Source organism: Geothrix rubra, from assembly GCF_030268065.1.
Classification (GTDB): Bacteria; Acidobacteriota; Holophagae; order Holophagales; family Holophagaceae; genus Geothrix; species Geothrix rubra.
Genome location: NZ_BSDD01000001.1, coordinates 19,385 through 36,098, shown reverse-complemented (window position 1 = coordinate 36,098; position 16,714 = coordinate 19,385). Strand labels below are relative to the sequence as shown.

At 70.1% G+C, this 16,714-nt stretch carries 12 protein-coding genes; 4 read left to right on the top strand and 8 right to left on the bottom strand.

The window, feature by feature from the left end:
- Window positions 1-1,263: an L-serine ammonia-lyase, iron-sulfur-dependent, subunit alpha gene (locus QSJ33_RS00125; RefSeq protein ID WP_285721960.1), complete on the bottom strand. Its 1,263-nt coding sequence runs from the start codon at window positions 1,261-1,263 to the stop codon at window positions 1-3.
- A 101-nt stretch (window positions 1,264-1,364) separates the two neighbouring features.
- Here QSJ33_RS00125 and QSJ33_RS00120 point away from each other — a divergent pair, with 101 nt between their 5' ends.
- On the top strand, window positions 1,365-2,657 hold the full coding sequence (locus QSJ33_RS00120) for an MFS transporter (protein WP_285721957.1): 1,293 nt from the start codon (window positions 1,365-1,367) through the stop codon (window positions 2,655-2,657).
- A 151-nt stretch (window positions 2,658-2,808) separates the two neighbouring features.
- Here QSJ33_RS00120 and QSJ33_RS00115 read toward each other — a convergent pair whose 3' ends face one another.
- Complete coding sequence (locus tag QSJ33_RS00115) at window positions 2,809-6,081, bottom strand: VPS10 domain-containing protein (RefSeq protein ID WP_285721955.1); 3,273 nt, start codon at window positions 6,079-6,081, stop codon at window positions 2,809-2,811.
- Window positions 6,082-6,163: 82 nt separating this feature from the next.
- Here QSJ33_RS00115 and QSJ33_RS00110 point away from each other — a divergent pair, with 82 nt between their 5' ends.
- The 3 genes from QSJ33_RS00110 (at window position 6,164) to QSJ33_RS00100 (ending at window position 9,789) form a co-directional block, all read left to right on the top strand.
- Complete coding sequence (locus tag QSJ33_RS00110; protein ID WP_285721953.1) at window positions 6,164-7,003, top strand: RMD1 family protein; 840 nt, start codon at window positions 6,164-6,166, stop codon at window positions 7,001-7,003.
- Between the two features lie 92 nt (window positions 7,004-7,095).
- Window positions 7,096-8,550 (top strand): aminoacyl-histidine dipeptidase, encoded by a 1,455-nt coding sequence (locus QSJ33_RS00105; protein WP_285721951.1) that lies wholly within the window; start codon window positions 7,096-7,098, stop codon window positions 8,548-8,550.
- A gap of 165 nt (window positions 8,551-8,715) precedes the next feature.
- Complete coding sequence (locus QSJ33_RS00100) at window positions 8,716-9,789, top strand: metallophosphoesterase (RefSeq protein WP_285721949.1); 1,074 nt, start codon at window positions 8,716-8,718, stop codon at window positions 9,787-9,789.
- Between the two features lie 16 nt (window positions 9,790-9,805).
- On the opposite strand, the gene QSJ33_RS00095 is transcribed toward QSJ33_RS00100, so the two are convergent.
- Genes QSJ33_RS00095 through QSJ33_RS00070 form a run of 6 tightly spaced genes read right to left on the bottom strand, consistent with a single transcriptional unit; the run spans window position 9,806 to window position 16,656 of the window.
- A complete protein-coding gene (locus QSJ33_RS00095; protein ID WP_285721947.1) occupies window positions 9,806-10,846 on the bottom strand; it encodes a hypothetical protein in 1,041 nt (346 codons plus the stop codon).
- Window positions 10,843-11,532, bottom strand: a complete 690-nt coding sequence (locus QSJ33_RS00090; protein WP_309564085.1) for a CatB-related O-acetyltransferase — start codon at window positions 11,530-11,532, stop codon at window positions 10,843-10,845. The genes QSJ33_RS00095 and QSJ33_RS00090 overlap by 4 nt, the downstream gene beginning before the upstream one ends.
- Complete coding sequence (locus QSJ33_RS00085) at window positions 11,529-12,701, bottom strand: glycosyltransferase family protein (RefSeq protein WP_285721945.1); 1,173 nt, start codon at window positions 12,699-12,701, stop codon at window positions 11,529-11,531. The genes QSJ33_RS00090 and QSJ33_RS00085 overlap by 4 nt, the downstream gene beginning before the upstream one ends.
- 26 nt (window positions 12,702-12,727) lie before the next feature.
- Complete coding sequence (locus QSJ33_RS00080; RefSeq protein WP_285721943.1) at window positions 12,728-14,206, bottom strand: O-antigen ligase family protein; 1,479 nt, start codon at window positions 14,204-14,206, stop codon at window positions 12,728-12,730.
- Entirely contained in the window at window positions 14,203-15,492 is a 1,290-nt protein-coding gene (locus QSJ33_RS00075) for a lipopolysaccharide biosynthesis protein (protein ID WP_285721941.1), read from the bottom strand. The genes QSJ33_RS00080 and QSJ33_RS00075 overlap by 4 nt, the downstream gene beginning before the upstream one ends.
- Before the next feature lie 48 nt (window positions 15,493-15,540).
- Window positions 15,541-16,656: a polysaccharide biosynthesis C-terminal domain-containing protein gene (locus tag QSJ33_RS00070; RefSeq protein WP_285721939.1), complete on the bottom strand. Its 1,116-nt coding sequence runs from the start codon at window positions 16,654-16,656 to the stop codon at window positions 15,541-15,543.
- Between the last annotated feature and the right edge of the window lie 58 nt (window positions 16,657-16,714).

Sequence of the window (16,714 nt, the reverse complement as noted above, 5' to 3'; positions counted from 1 at the left end):
TCAGGCCGGCGTGGCGCCCAGCTTGCCCTGCATGATGGCCAGCACCTCCGTGTCCACACCCGCCATCCCGCGCTGGGCGAGGCGGCCGAGGTTGGCGAGGGAGGCCTCGCCATCGGCCCCCACGATGCCGTCGGTGGCGGGGATGCCGAAGCCCGCCAGGGCCAGGGTGGCGGAACGGAAGGCCGCGTCCGCGCCGGTCATGGTCTTCATGGCGCAGCCGATCTTGGCGCCGTCGCAGATCATGCCCGCCAGGTTGCCCACCATGTTGTGGATGGCCAGGTCCACCTGGTCGGCGCTGCCGCCCTCCAGGAGCACCAGGCCCGAGGCGATGCCGATGCCGGCGGCGTTGGCCGCCCCGCAGATGGAGGACAGGGTGCCGAGCCGGTGGGTGGTGGTGGAGGTCATCAGGCAGGCGAAGGCCAGGGCCTCGTCGATGCGCTCCTGCGGGTGTCCCTTCCCGCGGCCCCAGAGCGTCACGGGCACCGACACGGTGATGCCCTTGTTCCCGGACCCCGCCAGGGAGACGACCATCAGGGGTTCGCCGGACATGCGGGCGTAGACGCCGGCGCTCACGAGGCGCGAGTACCGGGTGAGGGCATCGTAGCCCTCGGGCGGCACGAAGCCCTCCGGCATGAGGGACACGCCGTGGAGGGCCATGGCGAGGTTGCGCTCCGCGCCCTCCCGCAGCCGGCGACGGTCCTCCGGCGTGAGCTCCCGGGCGAAGGCCATGAGGTCGCGGAGGCTCCACCCGGCCAGGGTGTCCCGCACGGTGGCCGGCGGCGCTTCGGCCAGGGGCGCCTCCCCTCCCACGCGATGCCCGTCGGCCTCCAGCAGGGCCAGATGGGTGTGCTCCCGGTCGAGCACCGCCCGCCCCGTGCCCCGGGCGCGCACCACCGTGCAGTCGATGTGCAGGTCGGGACACGCGGCGTCCACCGCCACCTGGAGGAGGCCGGCCTCGAGGAGGCGGCCCGCCTCCGCCAGGGCCTCCGGAGTCACGCCCTCGAAGCAGCGGAGGCCGAGGCCTTCGTCCCGCAGCTGCGTCCCGAGGGCCAGGGCCCAGAGGATGCCGGTCTTCCGGCCGGAGTTGGGGATGCCCACGGCATGGCAGTTCTTGTAGGTGCGGGCGTCCACGACCAGCCGCACCTCCTGCACGGGCCCCTCCCCCTGTCCGGCGGCCAGGAGGGCCGCATAGGCCACGGCCGCAGGCTCCGTGCAGCCCAGGGCGGGCTTCCATTCAGCGTCGAGGTACTCGGAGAATCGCATGGGGCCTCTCGGCGCCGGGGGGCGGCGCAGGAACCATGGTACCCGCCCCGCGGGCCCTTGCCGGCGCGTCCGGGCCACGGGAGGATGGCAGGGGAGCGTTCGTGGACCCGAGGGACCAGTCAGGCGAGGAAGTCGGGTGGCGCTATGCGCTGCGGGCCTTGAAGTTCCGGAACTACCGCCTGTTCTTCGGGGGCCAGAGCCTCTCGCTCATCGGCACCTGGATGACGCGCATCGCCATGTCCTGGCTGGTGTACCGCCTGACGGGCTCGGCCTTCCTCCTGGGCCTCACGGGCTTCGCGAGCCAGATCCCCACCTTCGTGCTGGGTCCCTTCGCCGGCGTGTGGGTGGACCGACTGGACCGCCACCGGGTGCTGGTGGTCACCCAGGTGCTGTCCATGCTCCAGTCCTTCGCCCTGGCGGCCCTGGCCCTGCCGCACCACATCACCGTGGCGGAGATCCTCTGGCTCAGCGTGTTCCAGGGTGTCGTCAACGCCTTCGACATGCCGGCGCGGCAGGCCTTCCTGCACCAGATGGTGGAGCGGCGGGAGGACCTGCCCAACGCCATCGCCCTGAATTCGTCCATGGTGAACGGCTCGCGGCTCATCGGCCCCTCCCTCGCGGGCCTTGTCATCGCGGGCTTCGGCGAAGGCTGGTGCTTCCTCATCGACGGCGCCAGCTACATGGCCGTGATCGCCTCGCTCCTGCTCATGGAGGTGCGGGTGCCCCAGGTGCGCCGGGCCGCGGAGAGCGTGGGGACCGAACTCCGCGAGGGCTGGCGCTACGTCGCCGGGTTCCCGCCGGTGCGGAACATCCTGCTGCTCCTGGCCCTGGTCAGCTTCGTGGGCATGCCCTACACCGTGCTCATGCCCATCTTCGCCACCCGGGTCCTGGGGGGCGGCGCCCACACCCTCGGCTTCCTCATGGGCGCCTCGGGCCTGGGGGCCCTGGCGAGCGCTGCCTGGCTGGCCTCCCGGAAGAGCGTGCGGGGCCTCCTCCGCGTGATCCCCACGGTGGCCGCCATCTTCGGCGCGGGCATCATCGCCTTCGGCTTCTCCCGCTGGCTGCCGCTCTCCCTGGCCCTCCTGCTCTTCACGGGCTTCGGGATGATGCAGCAGATGGCCGCCAGCAACACCATCCTCCAGACCGTCACCGACGAGGACAAGCGCGGCCGCGTGATGAGCTACTACGCCATGGCCTTCCAGGGGACCATGCCCTTCGGCAGCCTCATCGCCGGCTGGGCCGCCGATCGCATCGGCGCCCCCGCCACCCTGGCCATCGGCGGGGGCCTCTGCCTGGCGGGCGCCGCCTGGTTCCTGTCCCGCATGGGCGAGGTGCGTCGCGCCCTGCGCCCCGTCTACACCCGGCTCGGCATCATCCCGCCCCCGAGCCAGTGACCGGCCCCCCTGGATCGAAGCGCGGAACCCAAAGGACGCAGAGGGCCGCGGGGGACACAGAGGAAAGCTGGAAGCTGAAAGGCCGGTTCCGGCCGCTGCTTCCAGCTTTCCTCCGTGCCCTCTGCGTTCCAGCTTTGCCAGACGGGCCTGATCAGTCCTTGTGCCAGCTCGGCAGGCGCCCGGGGGTCCAGGCGGCGCCGGCGGCGTCGAGGGCGTCCTCCAGGCCCTTCACGTCCTGCCCGAGGAAGGCCTTGGCCCGCGGCAGCCAGGCGGCGAAGGCGTCGGCAGCCAGGTCGTAGTCCTTCCGCTGGCTGGCGGTCGGGGCGGTGGTGACAGTCCAGGTGCCCTCCACCACCCGGCCCACCCGCTCCTCGATGGCGGGCACCGTAGGCACCTGGTACTTGGCCAGCACGCGATCCCCGGTGAGCTCGAACTGCAGGGCCTGGAAGCGGGCCGCCAGTGCCCGGGCCTGCTCAATCAGGGCGGGCGTAGCCTTCGGCGTGTCCAGGGCCGCCTTCTGGAGCAGGTCCAGCCGGACCTTGGCCTCGTCCATCAGGCGCGCGGCGCCCAGCACGGCGCGCTGAAGGGTGGCCACCCGGATGTGGAAGGCCTGGAGACTGGCTGCGTCGGCGGCGGAGAGGGCCTTCGCGCCCAGGGGCACGGCCTGGAAGGACTGGGGCTCGCCCAGGGGCGTGGTGCGGCCCTGGGCCCGGAGGGCCAGGGAGACGGTGTAGGCCCCGGGCGCCACGAGGGGGCCACGGGGGACCCGGTCCCACGGGGCGCCCGCCTCGCGCTGCTTCAGGCTGACGGGATCCGGCGCCGGGAAGCGCAGGTCCCAGGCCACGCGGTGCATGCCGGCCTTGGCGGGCCCGGTGACGCGACGTACGGGCTGCCCGGCGGCGTCCGTGACGGTGAGGATCACCTCCGGATCCTCGTCCAGGGCCTCGGCCCGCAGGGCGTCCCAGCTGGGCCGGGCCGGATCCTTCTCCTGCTTCTCCGCAGCCTGCCGGGCCTTCTTCAGGCTCTGCGCCTCGTCCTTGAGGTAGTAGGTGAACACGGCGCCGAAGGGCGGGTTGGGGGCGGCGTAGAAGGCGTCGCCCTGGAAGCCGGTGTCGCGGGCGCCGAGGGGTTGGGCCGGGATGTAGAGGTCGGCCCTGCGCACGGGAAACAGCACACCGGGCTTCGCCAGCAGCTCCGGGGTGGCCAGGCGCAGGGGCGTGAGGTCGTCCAGGATGGCGAAGCCCCGGCCGAAGGTGGCGGCCACCAGGTCGCCTTCCCGGGCCTGGATGGTGAGGTCCTTCACCGCGATGGTCGGCATCCCTCCCTTGAGGGGTGTCCAGTGGGCGCTGTCCACGGTGAAGAAGGCCCCGAACTCCGTGCCTGCGAAGAGCAGGCCCTTCCGGACCGGGTCCTCCGCCAGGGCGTACACCGTGCCGCGGGCGGGGAGGTCGCCCGTGATGGCCTCGAAGGTGCGGCCGCGGTCCCGGCTCCGCAGGACATAGGGCTTGAAGTCGCCGTTCTTGTGGTTGTCGAAGGCCAGGTACACCACATCGGGATCGTGGCGGGAGGCTTCGATGCGGGAGACGTAGGCCAGGTCCGGCACGCCGGGGAACGTCGCCACCTTGCGCCAGGTGCCGCCGCCGTCCTCGCTGACCTGCAGCAGGCCGTCATCCGTGCCGGCGAAGAGCAGGCCCTCCTTCAGGGGGGATTCCGCCAGGGCCACGATGTTGCCGAAGGCGCTGGTGGAGGTGTTCTTGGCCACGGCGTCGATGCTCCAGAGGCGGCCCATGACGGGCAGCCTGTCCCGGTCCAGCTGCCGCGTCAGGTCGGGGCTCACGGCCCTCCAGGACTCCCCGCGGTCGTCGCTGCGGAAGAGCCTCTGGGCCGCGAAGTACACCCGGCGGTGGTCGTGAGGGCTGATGAGCAGGGGCGCATCCCAGTTCCAGCGCAGGGGGGCCTCGCCGGGGGCGGCCGTGGGCTGGATGTCCAGGCGCTCGCCGGTCTTCCGGTTGAAGCGCACCAGGTCGCCGTACTGGGCCTCGGCGTAGACCGTATCGGGGTCCACCGGATCCACCTGGGAGTAGAAACCGTCGCCGCCCTGGGTCACGAACCAGTCGGCGTTGGTGATGCCCTGGGCGTTCACCGTGCGGCTGGGGCCGCCGAGGCTGTAGTTGTCCTGGGTGCCGCCGTAGACGTGGTAGAAGGGCTTCGCGTTGTCCGTGGTCACCCGGTAGAACTGCGCGATGGGCAGGTTGGCCTTGAAGCCCCAGGTGGCGCCCCGGTCGCGGCTCTCGTAGACGCCGCCGTCGCAGCCGGAGATCAGGTGGTCGGCATTCGCGGAGTCGATCCACAGGGCGTGGTTGTCCACGTGCTTGTGCCGCTCCCCCACCCGGCGCCAGGTCCTGCCGGCGTCGTCGGAGACCTGCATCCACACGTCCATGGCGTAGATCCGGTCCGCGTCGGAGGGATCCACGAACAGCTCCTGGTAGTACTGGCCGCTGCCCGAGACGTAGCCGTTGCGCTTCTCCCAGCTGCCGCCGCCGTCGGTGGACCGGTAGAAGCCGCCCGCCCCGTTGGCCGCCTCCACGGTGGCATAGACCAGCCCCGGACGCCCGGGGGCCACGGCGAGGCCGATGCGGCCGAGGTCCTCCTTCGGGAGGCCGGTGGTGAGCTTCCGCCAGCTCTGGCCGCCATCCGTGGACTTGTAGAGGGCGCTCTCGGGGCCGCCGTTGATGACGGTCCACACGTGGCGGCGCCGCTGGTACGCCGCGGCGTACATGACGTCCGGGTTGCCCGGGTCCATGACCACGTCCGAGACGCCGGTGTTCTCCGAGACGGTCAGCACGGCCTTCCAGGTCTTTCCCCCATCCGCAGTCCGGTAGAGGCCCCGGTCTCCGCCGGCGCTCCAGAGCGGCCCCTGGGCGGCCACGAAGACCACTTTCGAATCGCGGGGGTCCACGAGGATCTTCCCGATGTGCTCGGAGGCCTTTAGCCCCACGTTCTCCCAGCTCTTCCCGCCGTCCGTGGACTTGTACACGCCGTCGCCGTAGGCCACGGACCGCTGGCTGTTGTTCTCGCCCGAACCCACCCACACGGTGAGGGGATCCCTGGGATCGAGGCTCACGCAGCCGAGGGAGAAGGAGGCTTCCTTGTCGAAGATGGGCGTCCAGGTGGTGCCGCCGTTGGTGGTCTTCCAGAGGCCCCCCGAGGCCGCGGCGACGTACCAGGTGTCCGGGTGCGAGGGGTCCACGGCGAGGTCGATGACCCGGCCGGAAGTGAGGGCGGGGCCGATGTTCCGGAAGGCCAGCCCCTCGAAAGTGGCGGCCTTCCAGGGGGAGGCGGGCTGGTCCCGGGCTGGGGGCGCGGCGAGGGCCGGCGCGGCCAGCAGGAGCGTCAGGACGGGAAGGGACAGGGCACGGGCCACGGATGCCTCCTGTTGCGAGGGGTGTTCCCCATCATGCCCGGCCTCCCGCCCCGGAGGTAGGGGGAGCCTACACTTGGAGGGCATGGACGCCTCCCTGGTCCCCCGGAACGCCGCCCTGCCCCTGGAGGGCGCCGCCGGTCCGCTGCTGCTCCGGGCCGAGAACGTCCAGGGCCAGATCGACTTCCGGGCCTTCTGCGCCCGCCATCCCCACTACCGCGTCCTCTCCACCAATCCCCTGGTGCTGGAGCCCGAGGCCGGCACCTGGGTGTACTTCTCCCGCTTCGGGGCCGTGGTGTTCTGGAACGCCTCGCCCGCGGTGGTGGAGGCGGTGCTGCTCGACCTGGCGGCCCTGCCGGGCACCGGCGCCCGGGTGGAGGCCGCCCGGGACGACCTCCGGGTGCACCTGGGGGCCGAGACGGACCGCGTGACCTTCTCCGAGGTCTGGCTGCGGGAGCTCACCCTCGACAAGCTCAAGATCGTCTCCCTGGCCCTGGCCCAGAGCGTGGCCCTGGATTCCGTGGAGGCCGAGGTGAGCCGGGCCCTGGACCGCTTCCAGCCCGTGGTGGAGGCCCTGCGCGCGGAGGGCCGGCTGGCGTCGGGGCAGCGGGAGCTGCTGCGCACCGTGGGCTTCGCCATGGCCGTCCGGGCCGCGGTGCTGGACACCCTCACGCTCTTCGACGACCCTCCGGAGACCTGGGAGAGCGAGGCCCTGGCCCACCTCGATGGCGCCCTCTTCGACCAGTTCGACCTGGAGGAGCGCATCGCCGCCGTGAACCAGAAGGTGGCCTACCTCCAGGACGCTGGCGCCACCGTGCTGGATGTGATGGCCCATCGGAAGGACCAGCGGCTGGAGTGGATCATCATCGTCCTCATCCTGGTGGAGGTGGTGCTCTTCGTCTGGAAGGAATTCCTGGTGCGGTAGCGTGACCCCGATCACGGGGCCAGGGAGATCCAGGGGGCCCGTTATAGAGTGGAAGGGCGTGTCTCCGTGGACGGGGCACGCCAGGAGGCACTGTGGACGCGCTGCTCGAATCCCTCGAACCGAAGACCCTCTGGTCCTACTTCCTGGAGCTGTCGAAGATCCCACGGGGGTCCAAGAACGAGCAGGCCGCTGCCAAGTGGGTGCTGGACCAGGCCAGGGCCATGGGCCTCGAGGCCCAGCAGGACGCCATCGGCAACGTCATCGTCCGCAAGCCCGCCACCCCCGGCCGCGAGAAGGCCCCCATCACCGTGCTCCAGGCCCACGTGGACATGGTCTGCGAGAAGAACGAGGCGACGAAGCACGACTTCACGAAGGATCCCATCCAGGTGTGGCGGGACGGCGACCTGCTCCGGGCGAAGGGCACCACCCTCGGCGCCGACAACGGCATCGGCGTGGCCTCGGCCATGGCGGTCATGGCCGCCAAGGACATCCCGCACGGGCCCCTCGAATTCCTCATCACCATCGACGAGGAGACCGGCCTGACCGGTGCCGGCAACCTCCAGCCCGGCCTTCTCAAGGGGAAGTACTTCCTGAACCTCGACAGCGAGGAGGAGGGCGATCTCACCATCGGCTGCGCCGGCGGCCTGGACACGGTGGCCACCCGGAAGATGAAGCAGGTGCCGGTGGCCGCGGGCGCCCGCCCCTACCGACTCAAGGTGCTGGGACTCAAGGGCGGCCACTCCGGCGTGGAGATCCACCAGGGCCGGGGCAACGCCCTGCGCATCCTGGGGCAGATCCTGTTCCGTCTTGTGCCCGCGTTCGGCCTGCAGGTGGGGGAGTTCCACGGCGGCAACAAGCGGAACGCCATCCCCCGCGAGGCCTCCGCCACCGTGTTCCTGGATCCCGCGAAGGAGGGCGCCCTCAAGGCGTCCCTGGCGAAGGAGCAGAAGATCGCCCAGGACGAGCTGGGCGCCTTCGATCCGGGCCTGCACTTCGAGTTCGAACCCGCCGCCGAGGCCCCTGAGCTGGCCTTCGCCCCCGGGGACACCCAGGCCGTCGTCGACTACCTCTTCAGCATGGTGCACGGCGTGGTGGCCATGAGCCCGGACATCCCTGACCTCGTCCAGACGTCCACGAACCTGGCCATGATCGCCACCCGGGGCGCCGAGGTGGAGATCTGCCTCAGCCACCGCTCCTCCGTGGAGGCCTCCAAGTTCGTCGTCGCCGACCGCGTCGAGGCCCTCTCCCGCCTGGCGGGCTTCGAGACCACCCGCGGCGACGGCTACCCCGGCTGGAAGCCGGAGCCCAAGGCCTCCCTGGTGAAGCTGGTCAACGGCGTCCACGAGAAGACCTTCGGCAAGCCCATGGCCATCAAGGCCATCCACGCCGGCCTGGAGTGCGGCCTCATCGGCGAGAAGTATCCGGAGATGGAGATGGTCTCCATCGGGCCGAACATGTGGGACGTCCACACGCCCGACGAGAACGTGAGCATCCCCTCCGTCGGCGCCTTCTGGAAGCTGCTGGTGGCGATCCTCGCCGCCGTCTAGCGGGACGTCCCGCCTGGGCCGGGCCGCACGGGACGGGGACTTTCCCCTGCCCCGTGCGGCCCGGTGCCTGTGGCATGATGGGCCCTCACGAGCCCCTGCTCCGGCGAGGACCCCACCTGTGACGCGCCATCCCTCCTGTCGAACCCGGCCCCACCTGGTGGGGGCATGAGGACGAGCCACCTCATCCTCATCCTCCTGGGCCTCGCGGTCCAGGCCCTGGGCTGGACCCTCGTGCCGCGCCGGTGGAAGCGGGCGGCGGTCCTGATCTGCCTCGTCCTGGATGCGGTGTGGATGGTCTGGTACGCCCGCGATGACCGGAGCCTGAGCGTCTCCGGCGTCTGGGCCCTCTCCCCTGCGGCCACCTGGCTGACCATCCACCTGATCCTCGGCCCGGTCATCGGCATCGAGGTCCTGGCCCGCCTGCTGCCCTGGCGGGCCTGGGTACGCATCCTCGGGCTCGGGTTCCTCCTCGGCGGCTACGGCTGGGGGCTCGGCGAGGCCTACGGCCCCCCGGTCGTCACCCGGGTGGCGCTGGCCTTCCCCGACCTGCCTCCCGCCTTCGACGGCTACCGGATCGTGCTCTTCGGGGACATCCACGCCGGTCCCTATGCGGGCACGCGGACCGTGGGGCGCTGGGCCCGGGCCGTCGGACAGGTGCCGGGGGACCTGCTGGTGGGGGCCGGCGACTTCGTGACCCACACACCGGAGGAGGCCGAGCGCACGGGCGTCGCCTTCCAATTCCTCCATCCGGAGGATGGAAAGGTGGGCATCTTCGGCAACCACGACGAGTACTCCCAGACCGACGAGGTGGCCGAGCGCCTGCGCCGCCACGGCTGGGTGATGCTCCTCGACCAGGACCTGGTGATCGAACGGCAGGGCCAGCGGCTTGTGCTGATCGGGACGCGCTATCCCGCGGAGGACAGGATGACCGTCCCGCCGCATTGGAAAGGACGGCCCTGGCCGCAGGGCTTCCGGATCGGCCTCTGCCACAGCCCGGAGCAGTGGCCCCTGTTCCGGCAGGAAGGCGCGGAGCTGACCCTCGCGGCCCACACCCACGGCGGCCAGGTGAACCTCAGCCCCTTCTACAATGCCGCCCTGGAGCGGACCCCCTACGTGTACGGCCTCTACCGCAAGGACGGGGACAGCCTCTTCGTCACCCGGGGGCTGGGCTGCACGGGCCTCCCCTTCCGGTTCCGGTGCCGACCGGAGATCGTCCAGGTCACCCTCCGGCGGGGCTGAACCTGGCCCGGACGGGTCAGGAGGGCCCCGACAGCCCGTGGCTCTGGAAGTAGGCGTGGATGCCTTCCGGCCAGTCGTCCAGCTCCCGGACCAGGATGTGCGGATCCGGGGCCAGGTGGTAGCCCGAGAGCCCCAGGGGGGTGGAGACGAAGGGGACCCCGGCCCGCAGCAGATCCGCGACCTTGAGCTTGATGCCCATGCCGTGGATGTCCGGGATGCAGAACAGGGCGTCGCCGCCGAAGGGCAGTCCCTCGCCCGGGTAGCGCCCGTGCCCGATGACGCCCCGGGCGGGATCGTGGAACCGCTCCGAGCCGTGCCCGAAGAGGTGGCACTCGACCTCGGGCATCCGCATCCGGAGGCGGGGGATCACCCTCCGGCAGAGGATCTCGAGGCCGATGGCCGTATGGGCCGCCGCCGAGCTGCCGAAGTGCACCAGCCTCGGCACCGTCGGGGGATGCAGGCTGCCGGATACGGCGAGGCGGGGATCGACCACCGGCCAGCATTCGCCGCGGAGGCCCGGGGACAGGAGCCGTGCGAACGCCAGCTCCTCCTCCGTGATGAAGATCATCGTGACGTTGCGATCGGCCAGGATCTCCATCTCCAGCTTCGAATACTGGTGCATGTTCAGGGTGTGCCGAGCGTTGGTGGGGAGATGCGCCAGCATCTGCCGGCACCGGACCAGGCTGAAGAGGTTGTGCGTGCGGACCTGGATCCGGGCCTCCGGGAACAGGTGCCGCAGGGCGCGGTAGAAGAAGATCTCGCCCGAGAAGACCTCCTCGAAGGCCTGCGGCAGGCCTTCGAGGCACCGCCGGAAGGCCCCTTCGGAGAGCTCGGAGGAAGGCCGCCCCCGGAGGAGGTTCCAGACCTGTTCCGCCCGGGTGGGCGTCCCGAGGGTCCGGACCTGGCCCTGCGGTGCGGAGGGACGGGGCACCCGATGGAGGACCACGTCCTCGGGGCCCGGGGCGAGGCGGGCCACGTCCGCGGACACGGCGATGCTGTAGCCGTCGCCCTTCCCGGGCGCGCAGGGGAAGACCAGCAGCCGCCGCCCCCCCGTCATGGCGCCTCCTTCCGGCAGGCCGCCAGGAAGGCCTGGATGTCGGTGAACAGCGGCGCATGGGCCTCGATCCAGGGGAGGTCGCGATCCCACCACCGGAGCTCCAGCAGCTCGCGGATGGTGTCGTCGTCGAACCGCTGGCCGATCTTCCTGGCCGGGACGCCGGCATAGATGGCGTACGGTTCGACATCGCTCCGCACCAGCGAGCCCGCCGCCAGGATGGCCCCGTCGCCGACGGTCATGCCCTCGAGGATCCGCACGCCGTGGCTGATGAGCACGTCGTGGCCGATGACCACGCCATAGCCCTTCTCCGCATCGGCGTAGGCGTACTCCTCGAACAGCTGGGCCTTCGCATAGGTGAAGCCGGCCTGGCCCTTGAGGGAGTAGAAGGCCGGATGGGTGGACACGAAGCCCGTGGTGGGATGCCTTCCGGGGATGGTGGCGACTTCCGCGCTGATGGAGCAGAACCGTCCGATGGAGCCGCTGATCCGGCACCGCTCCCCGAGGTAGGAGCCGTAGCCCAGCCGGCCGCTGAAGGTCGTGTCGTCCAGGATGCGATTGCCCCCCTCGAGTTCGCTCCGGAAGCCGATCTCGCAGCCCCGACCGATCCGGATGCCCCGCGACCGCCCGCGGAGGGCGAATTTCCACCATTTCACGAGCTGTTTCAGGCTGCCCAGCATCTGGATCACCCCTTCCCCGTCGCCTTGACTTTCAGCCGCCCCAGCAGGAAGCGGAGGGAGTACCGCAGGAGGTCCTTGTACGAGAGGTTGCGGACATCGTACTTCACCAGGGCGTCCTGGAGATTCCCCGGGAAGGGGCGGATGGCGTCCGTCTTCCGGGTGGTGTCGTACAGCCGGATGGCCTCCCCGGGCACCTCGTGGAGGATGTTCGCCTCCTGGGGGCGGAGGGCGAGGTCGAAGGACTTCAGCACCTCGAAGGCCGCGGGTGCCAGGGTCAGCCAGAACCGCCGGTTCGCCCGGTTCCCCTTGAGGCCGTAGAGGTCCACGCAGAGGTCGGCCGGATCGATCCCGAGGGCCCCGCCCAGGGCCAGGGACTCGAAGTAGGCGTCGTAGACAGCCCGGGATTCATCGAGCGTGGGGAACCGGTAGGCCTTGGCGTAGGGTTCCTGCAGGGGGATCTGGTAGCCGTTCTCCCGGCCGAGGTTGTGCTGGCCCCTGTCGCTGAAGTTCGTGGTCAGGCCCACCCTGGGATAGACGAAGAACCGGCGGGTCTCGATGCAGTAGCGGATGTGGTGCTTCAGCCAGGACTGGTCGGACCACTGCGCCACGTAGGCGGGGACCCCTGGGTCCGGCTGGAAGCCCTCGCCGCGCTCACGATGCCACGCCATGAACCGGCGCCATTTCTCCCGCGACCAGATCTGGCCCCAGGAGCAGGCGTATTGCATGAAGAAGGTGTCGAAGGGGTCGTCCAGGGGCAGGAAGGGGCGATGGCAGGCCACGTTCCAGAGGTGCGTGTACAGGGCGATGCCGGCGACACGGTCGTCGTCCCGGTACCGATCGATGGCCTGCACCGCGAAACGGTGGAGGTTCGGCGAGGCGTAGAGGTCGTCCTCCAGGACGATGAGATGCTCGAAGTCGTCGGTCAGATCGCCGCAGGTCAGGAGGTGCCGCTTCAGCCCGAGCCGCTGGGGGAAGGTCCGGACCGTCTTCTCGCCGTGGTTCCAGGTGAAGGCCTCGGCCACCCGGGTGACCGCCTCGTTCCCCGACCGGTCGAGGCTGATGATGAGAGGGACCCGCTCGCCGTCGAAGGCCACCCGGTCCAGGGAGTCCAGCAGCCTCGACAGGGAGTGCGGGCGATCGTACCCCACGACGACGATGGCCAGGTCCGTCATTGGCATCGCGCACCTCCCGATCGAGGGTGCCCTCAGGGCACCGGGTGGGTCCTGGGGGTCCTGCTGGCCGCGAAGGCGTACCAGATCAGGGACCAGATCACGTTGAAGTACCACCGGTTGGCGGTCATGTGGTCGGACATGGAATTGATGAGCAGCACGGTGGTGACCCCCGCTCCGGCGAGGGCCAGGGCGAACCGAGAGGGGTCCGCCACCTTCGAGTTGAGGAAGACGAAGCTGAAGAGGAGCCCGGAGGGGTACAGCAGGTAGATGAGCCCGCAGAGCACCCCGTACGCAATGGCGTAGGTGAGGTAGTCGTTGTGGGGGTAGGTGCCCAGGGGCTCGATGTAGATGGACCAGCCGACGCCGGCGGGGTGGTCCGTCAGGTAGTTGAAGGCCTTCTTCCAGCGCCACGCCCGGTCGCCCACCGCCGAGCCCGACGCACCCATGCGGACCTCGTACCGGCTCACCGCGTACTGCTGGATGGCCGCGGGCATCACCGACCAGGCCGTGAAGGCGAGGCCCGTCCCCAGGAGCAGCAGCAGGAAGTACCGCCGGATGGAGAACCTGCGTTTCCCCATGACGAGGATCAGGATCATCCCGGCCAGGGACGCGAGGGAACTCCCGACGCTGCCCGTGATGAGCATGAGGTAGACCGAGGCGGCGAGGCAGCCGGTCGCGGCGATCCGCGTCCACCGGGCGATCGGGGAGATGGCGATGGCGAAGGACCCGCAGACGAGGGAGGCCAGGATGATGCCGGACTGCGTGCGGATCATCTGGATGTCGAGCTTCCCGAGCCGGAAGGTGGAGACATTCAGGAGATCCTGGCTCTGGACATTGGCGTCAATGGTGGGCCGACCGGCGATCCGGGCGAGCAGGAACAGCAGGATGGTCGGCAGGAGCAGGCCGAACACCAGCCCCTTCACCAGCAGCTCGGGATCCAGGTCCCGCCGGAGTCGCGTGAAGATGAGCGGAATGAGCAGGAACGGACCGAGCAGGTAGTTGAGGATGGCGATGAGCTGGGTCGGGAAGATGTCCGCGCTGACGCCGCCGGTCCAGGTGGTGGAATAGACCCGGGGCAGATCGACGTCCGTGCTGGAGATGGTGGGAACCGTCCGGTGGGCCGAGTAGGAGACCAGGATGCTCACCGCCATGGACAGCAGGACGAACCCGAGGGCGAACTGGACCAGCCGGGGCACGCCCCTCCAGGCCTCGCTCCTCGCGAGCATGAAGAACAGGAGGGCGGAGTAGAGGTTCAGGGCGATCGGCGTCGTGGGATTGGCCGGATTGGCCGCGAGGACGGCGACAAAGAGCACCCACGCCAGGGGCCGCTCCGACCACGCGAAGGTGGCGATCACGGCGGCCGCCAGGCCGACCACCGCCATCTGGTAGGGGGCGCCGATGGCGAGTGAAGCCAGATTGATGCCCATCCCCAGGAAGACGGGAAGCATCACCCCGGAGAACAGGCCCTCCGGGGCGCGGGGCGGATCGAGCACCTCGTCCAGCTGGTTCATGGCACCTCTCGATGGTTCAGGACAGCGAGTTCAGCGTAGGCCACCAGGGTCCGGGCCGTCCGTCCGCAGAGGGAGCCGAACACCACCGCCAGCATCCCGCCCAGGGCGGGCGCGAGCAGGTAGGCGCTGAGGGGGAACACGATGATCCCGACGATCACGCCCCGCCCGTAGAGCCAGGACCGGCCGGTGGCGAAGAGGGTGTTGAACGGCAGGGCGGCGGCCTGCAGGACGGAGAACCAGAGCGAGGCCCGCATGAGGGGGATGCCCTCCACGTACTTGGGAATCGCCAGGGGGACCAGGAGCCCCAGCAGGTAGGAGCAGATGATCACCAGGACCACCATCATGCCGACCATGCCCGCAGTGACCAGCAGCGACCGAGCGTTGGCCTTGCGCACACTGCCCTCGCGGGCGTAGGCCTCCACCACTCGCGGGGTCATGACGTGGTAGACGGACTGGGGCAGGACGTTCATGCCCTCGCGGATGACCGAGGCCACCGCGAAGAGGCCCAGCCCCTTCACGCCACCCAGGGCCAGCATCAGCGCGCTCTCCGTGGCGGCCCAGACGGAGGTGTACAGGCTGCCCCAAAGGCTGAAGGGCAGCCCGACCCGGACCACCTCACCGAGGGCCTTCCGGTCGAACCGGAGGGGGATCTTCAGAGGCCGTTTCGCGTGGAAGAGCCAGACGCCGACAAAGGACGGCACGGCGGCCCGGATGCACAGTCCGAAGAACCCCAGGAAGGGCACCAGGAACACCAGGCTGAAGTTGAGGAGCGCCTGGGTGAACTGGATCTTGGCCAGGGCCACGAACTGGTGGATGGTCCGGTAGGTGGCGCTGAGATACCCGCCGAAGAACACGGCCCAGCAGCAGATCACCTGGGAAAGCCAGCCCGCCACGCCGAAGGTGTCCCCCCGGACCAGGGCCGCCAGGGCGAGGGACAGGAAGGCTGCCGATACCAGGCCTGAGACCAGGACATTCCAGGCCCCGGCGGCCGAGGCGAGGGATTCCGCCTTCTCGGGCATCTGCCTCGCCGTGAAGAAGGGGATCTGCCGCCACAGCCCGTCGAAGGTCCCCAGATGGAGGAACGTGATGTAGGTGAGCGGGATGGTGTAGATCCTGAAACGCCCCGTCACCTCGGGCCCCAGGAACCGGGCCACCAGCAGACCCCCGACGGCCCCGAGGACCGAGGCGCTCATGTTCCCTCCGACGAGCGCGGCCACCGAACCGAGGATCTGCCGGTTCTGCTTGAGCCTCGCCCGGGGGCGGGACAGGAGGGCGCTGAGGGTCACGGTGTTTCCTGGGGCGGTATCCCGCCAGACGGTCGGGATCCGGGGCAGTCAGACAGGGAGGGCATGGGTGTCCGGCCTCCCGGGATCGAAGGGCTCGCTGGCCCAGAAGAGCGTGATCAGGTCCCCGGTGCCGGTGTTCGTGATGCTGTGGGTGTACCCGGGCGGAATGTCCACCACGCGGGGCTCTCCGCCCGACACCGGATACTCGATCACCTCGGCCCCGGAGAGCGGCCGGAACCGGACCACCGCCTCGCCGCTCACCACCAGGAACTTCTCCACCTTGGTGTGGTGCCAGTGGTGGCCGCGGGCGATGCCGGGCCGGGTCACGGACACGAAGAGCTGGCCCAGGCCGGGCCCCCTCAGGATCTCGGCGAGCCAGCCCCGCGGGTCGTGCTTCGCCTCCAGCGCGTAGGCGAACTGGTCCGTGGGGAGGTAGCTCAGGTACATCGAATAGAGCCGGCGCGTCAGGTCGTCCCCCACGTCGGGGACCTCCCGCGTCAGCCGGGTCTGGGGGAACCGGCCGATCCGGGCCGCCAGGTCCCCGAGCGTGAGGGTGAAGGTCCGGGGCACGGCCGGCTCGCCATCGGGTCCCCGGTGGGGGGTCCCGCGGTAGGCGGCGATGAACTGGGCGACGACATCGTCGACGTGCACCAGGTGCACCTCGCGGTCCGGGTCATGAACCTCCAGGGGGAGCCCGCGGGCCGTGTTGTGGCAGAAGGTGGCGACCACGGAGTTGTAGTTGGGGCGGGACCACTTGCCGAAGACGTTGGGGAGGCGGAAGACGAACACCGGCGCCCCCGTCTCCCGCCCGTAGGCCCGGACAAGCTCCTCCGCCTGCTTCTTGCTCGCGCCGTAGGGATTGGCGAGGTCCGCCTGGGTGGAGGAGCTGATCAGCAGCGGGACGGGACGGCCCGTCGAACGCAGGAGCTCCACAATCTGCTGCGTGAGCCCGACATTGCCCCGCGTGAATTCCCCGGGATCCTGCGGCCGGTTGATCCCGGCGAGGTGGAACACGAACTCGGCCTGGGCCAGCAGACCCGGCAGGGAATCGACCGGATCTTCGACATCGAATGTCAGGACTTCAAGGTCCGGAAGGGTGGACAGGGTGGCGATCAGGTTGCGGCCGATGAAGCCCTGCGAACCCGTCACGACGACTTTCCCCATCTGGATCTCCTTGCTGGAACGGGTAGAAGCCACGAGGTCAAGCCGGAAGGGGCCCCTG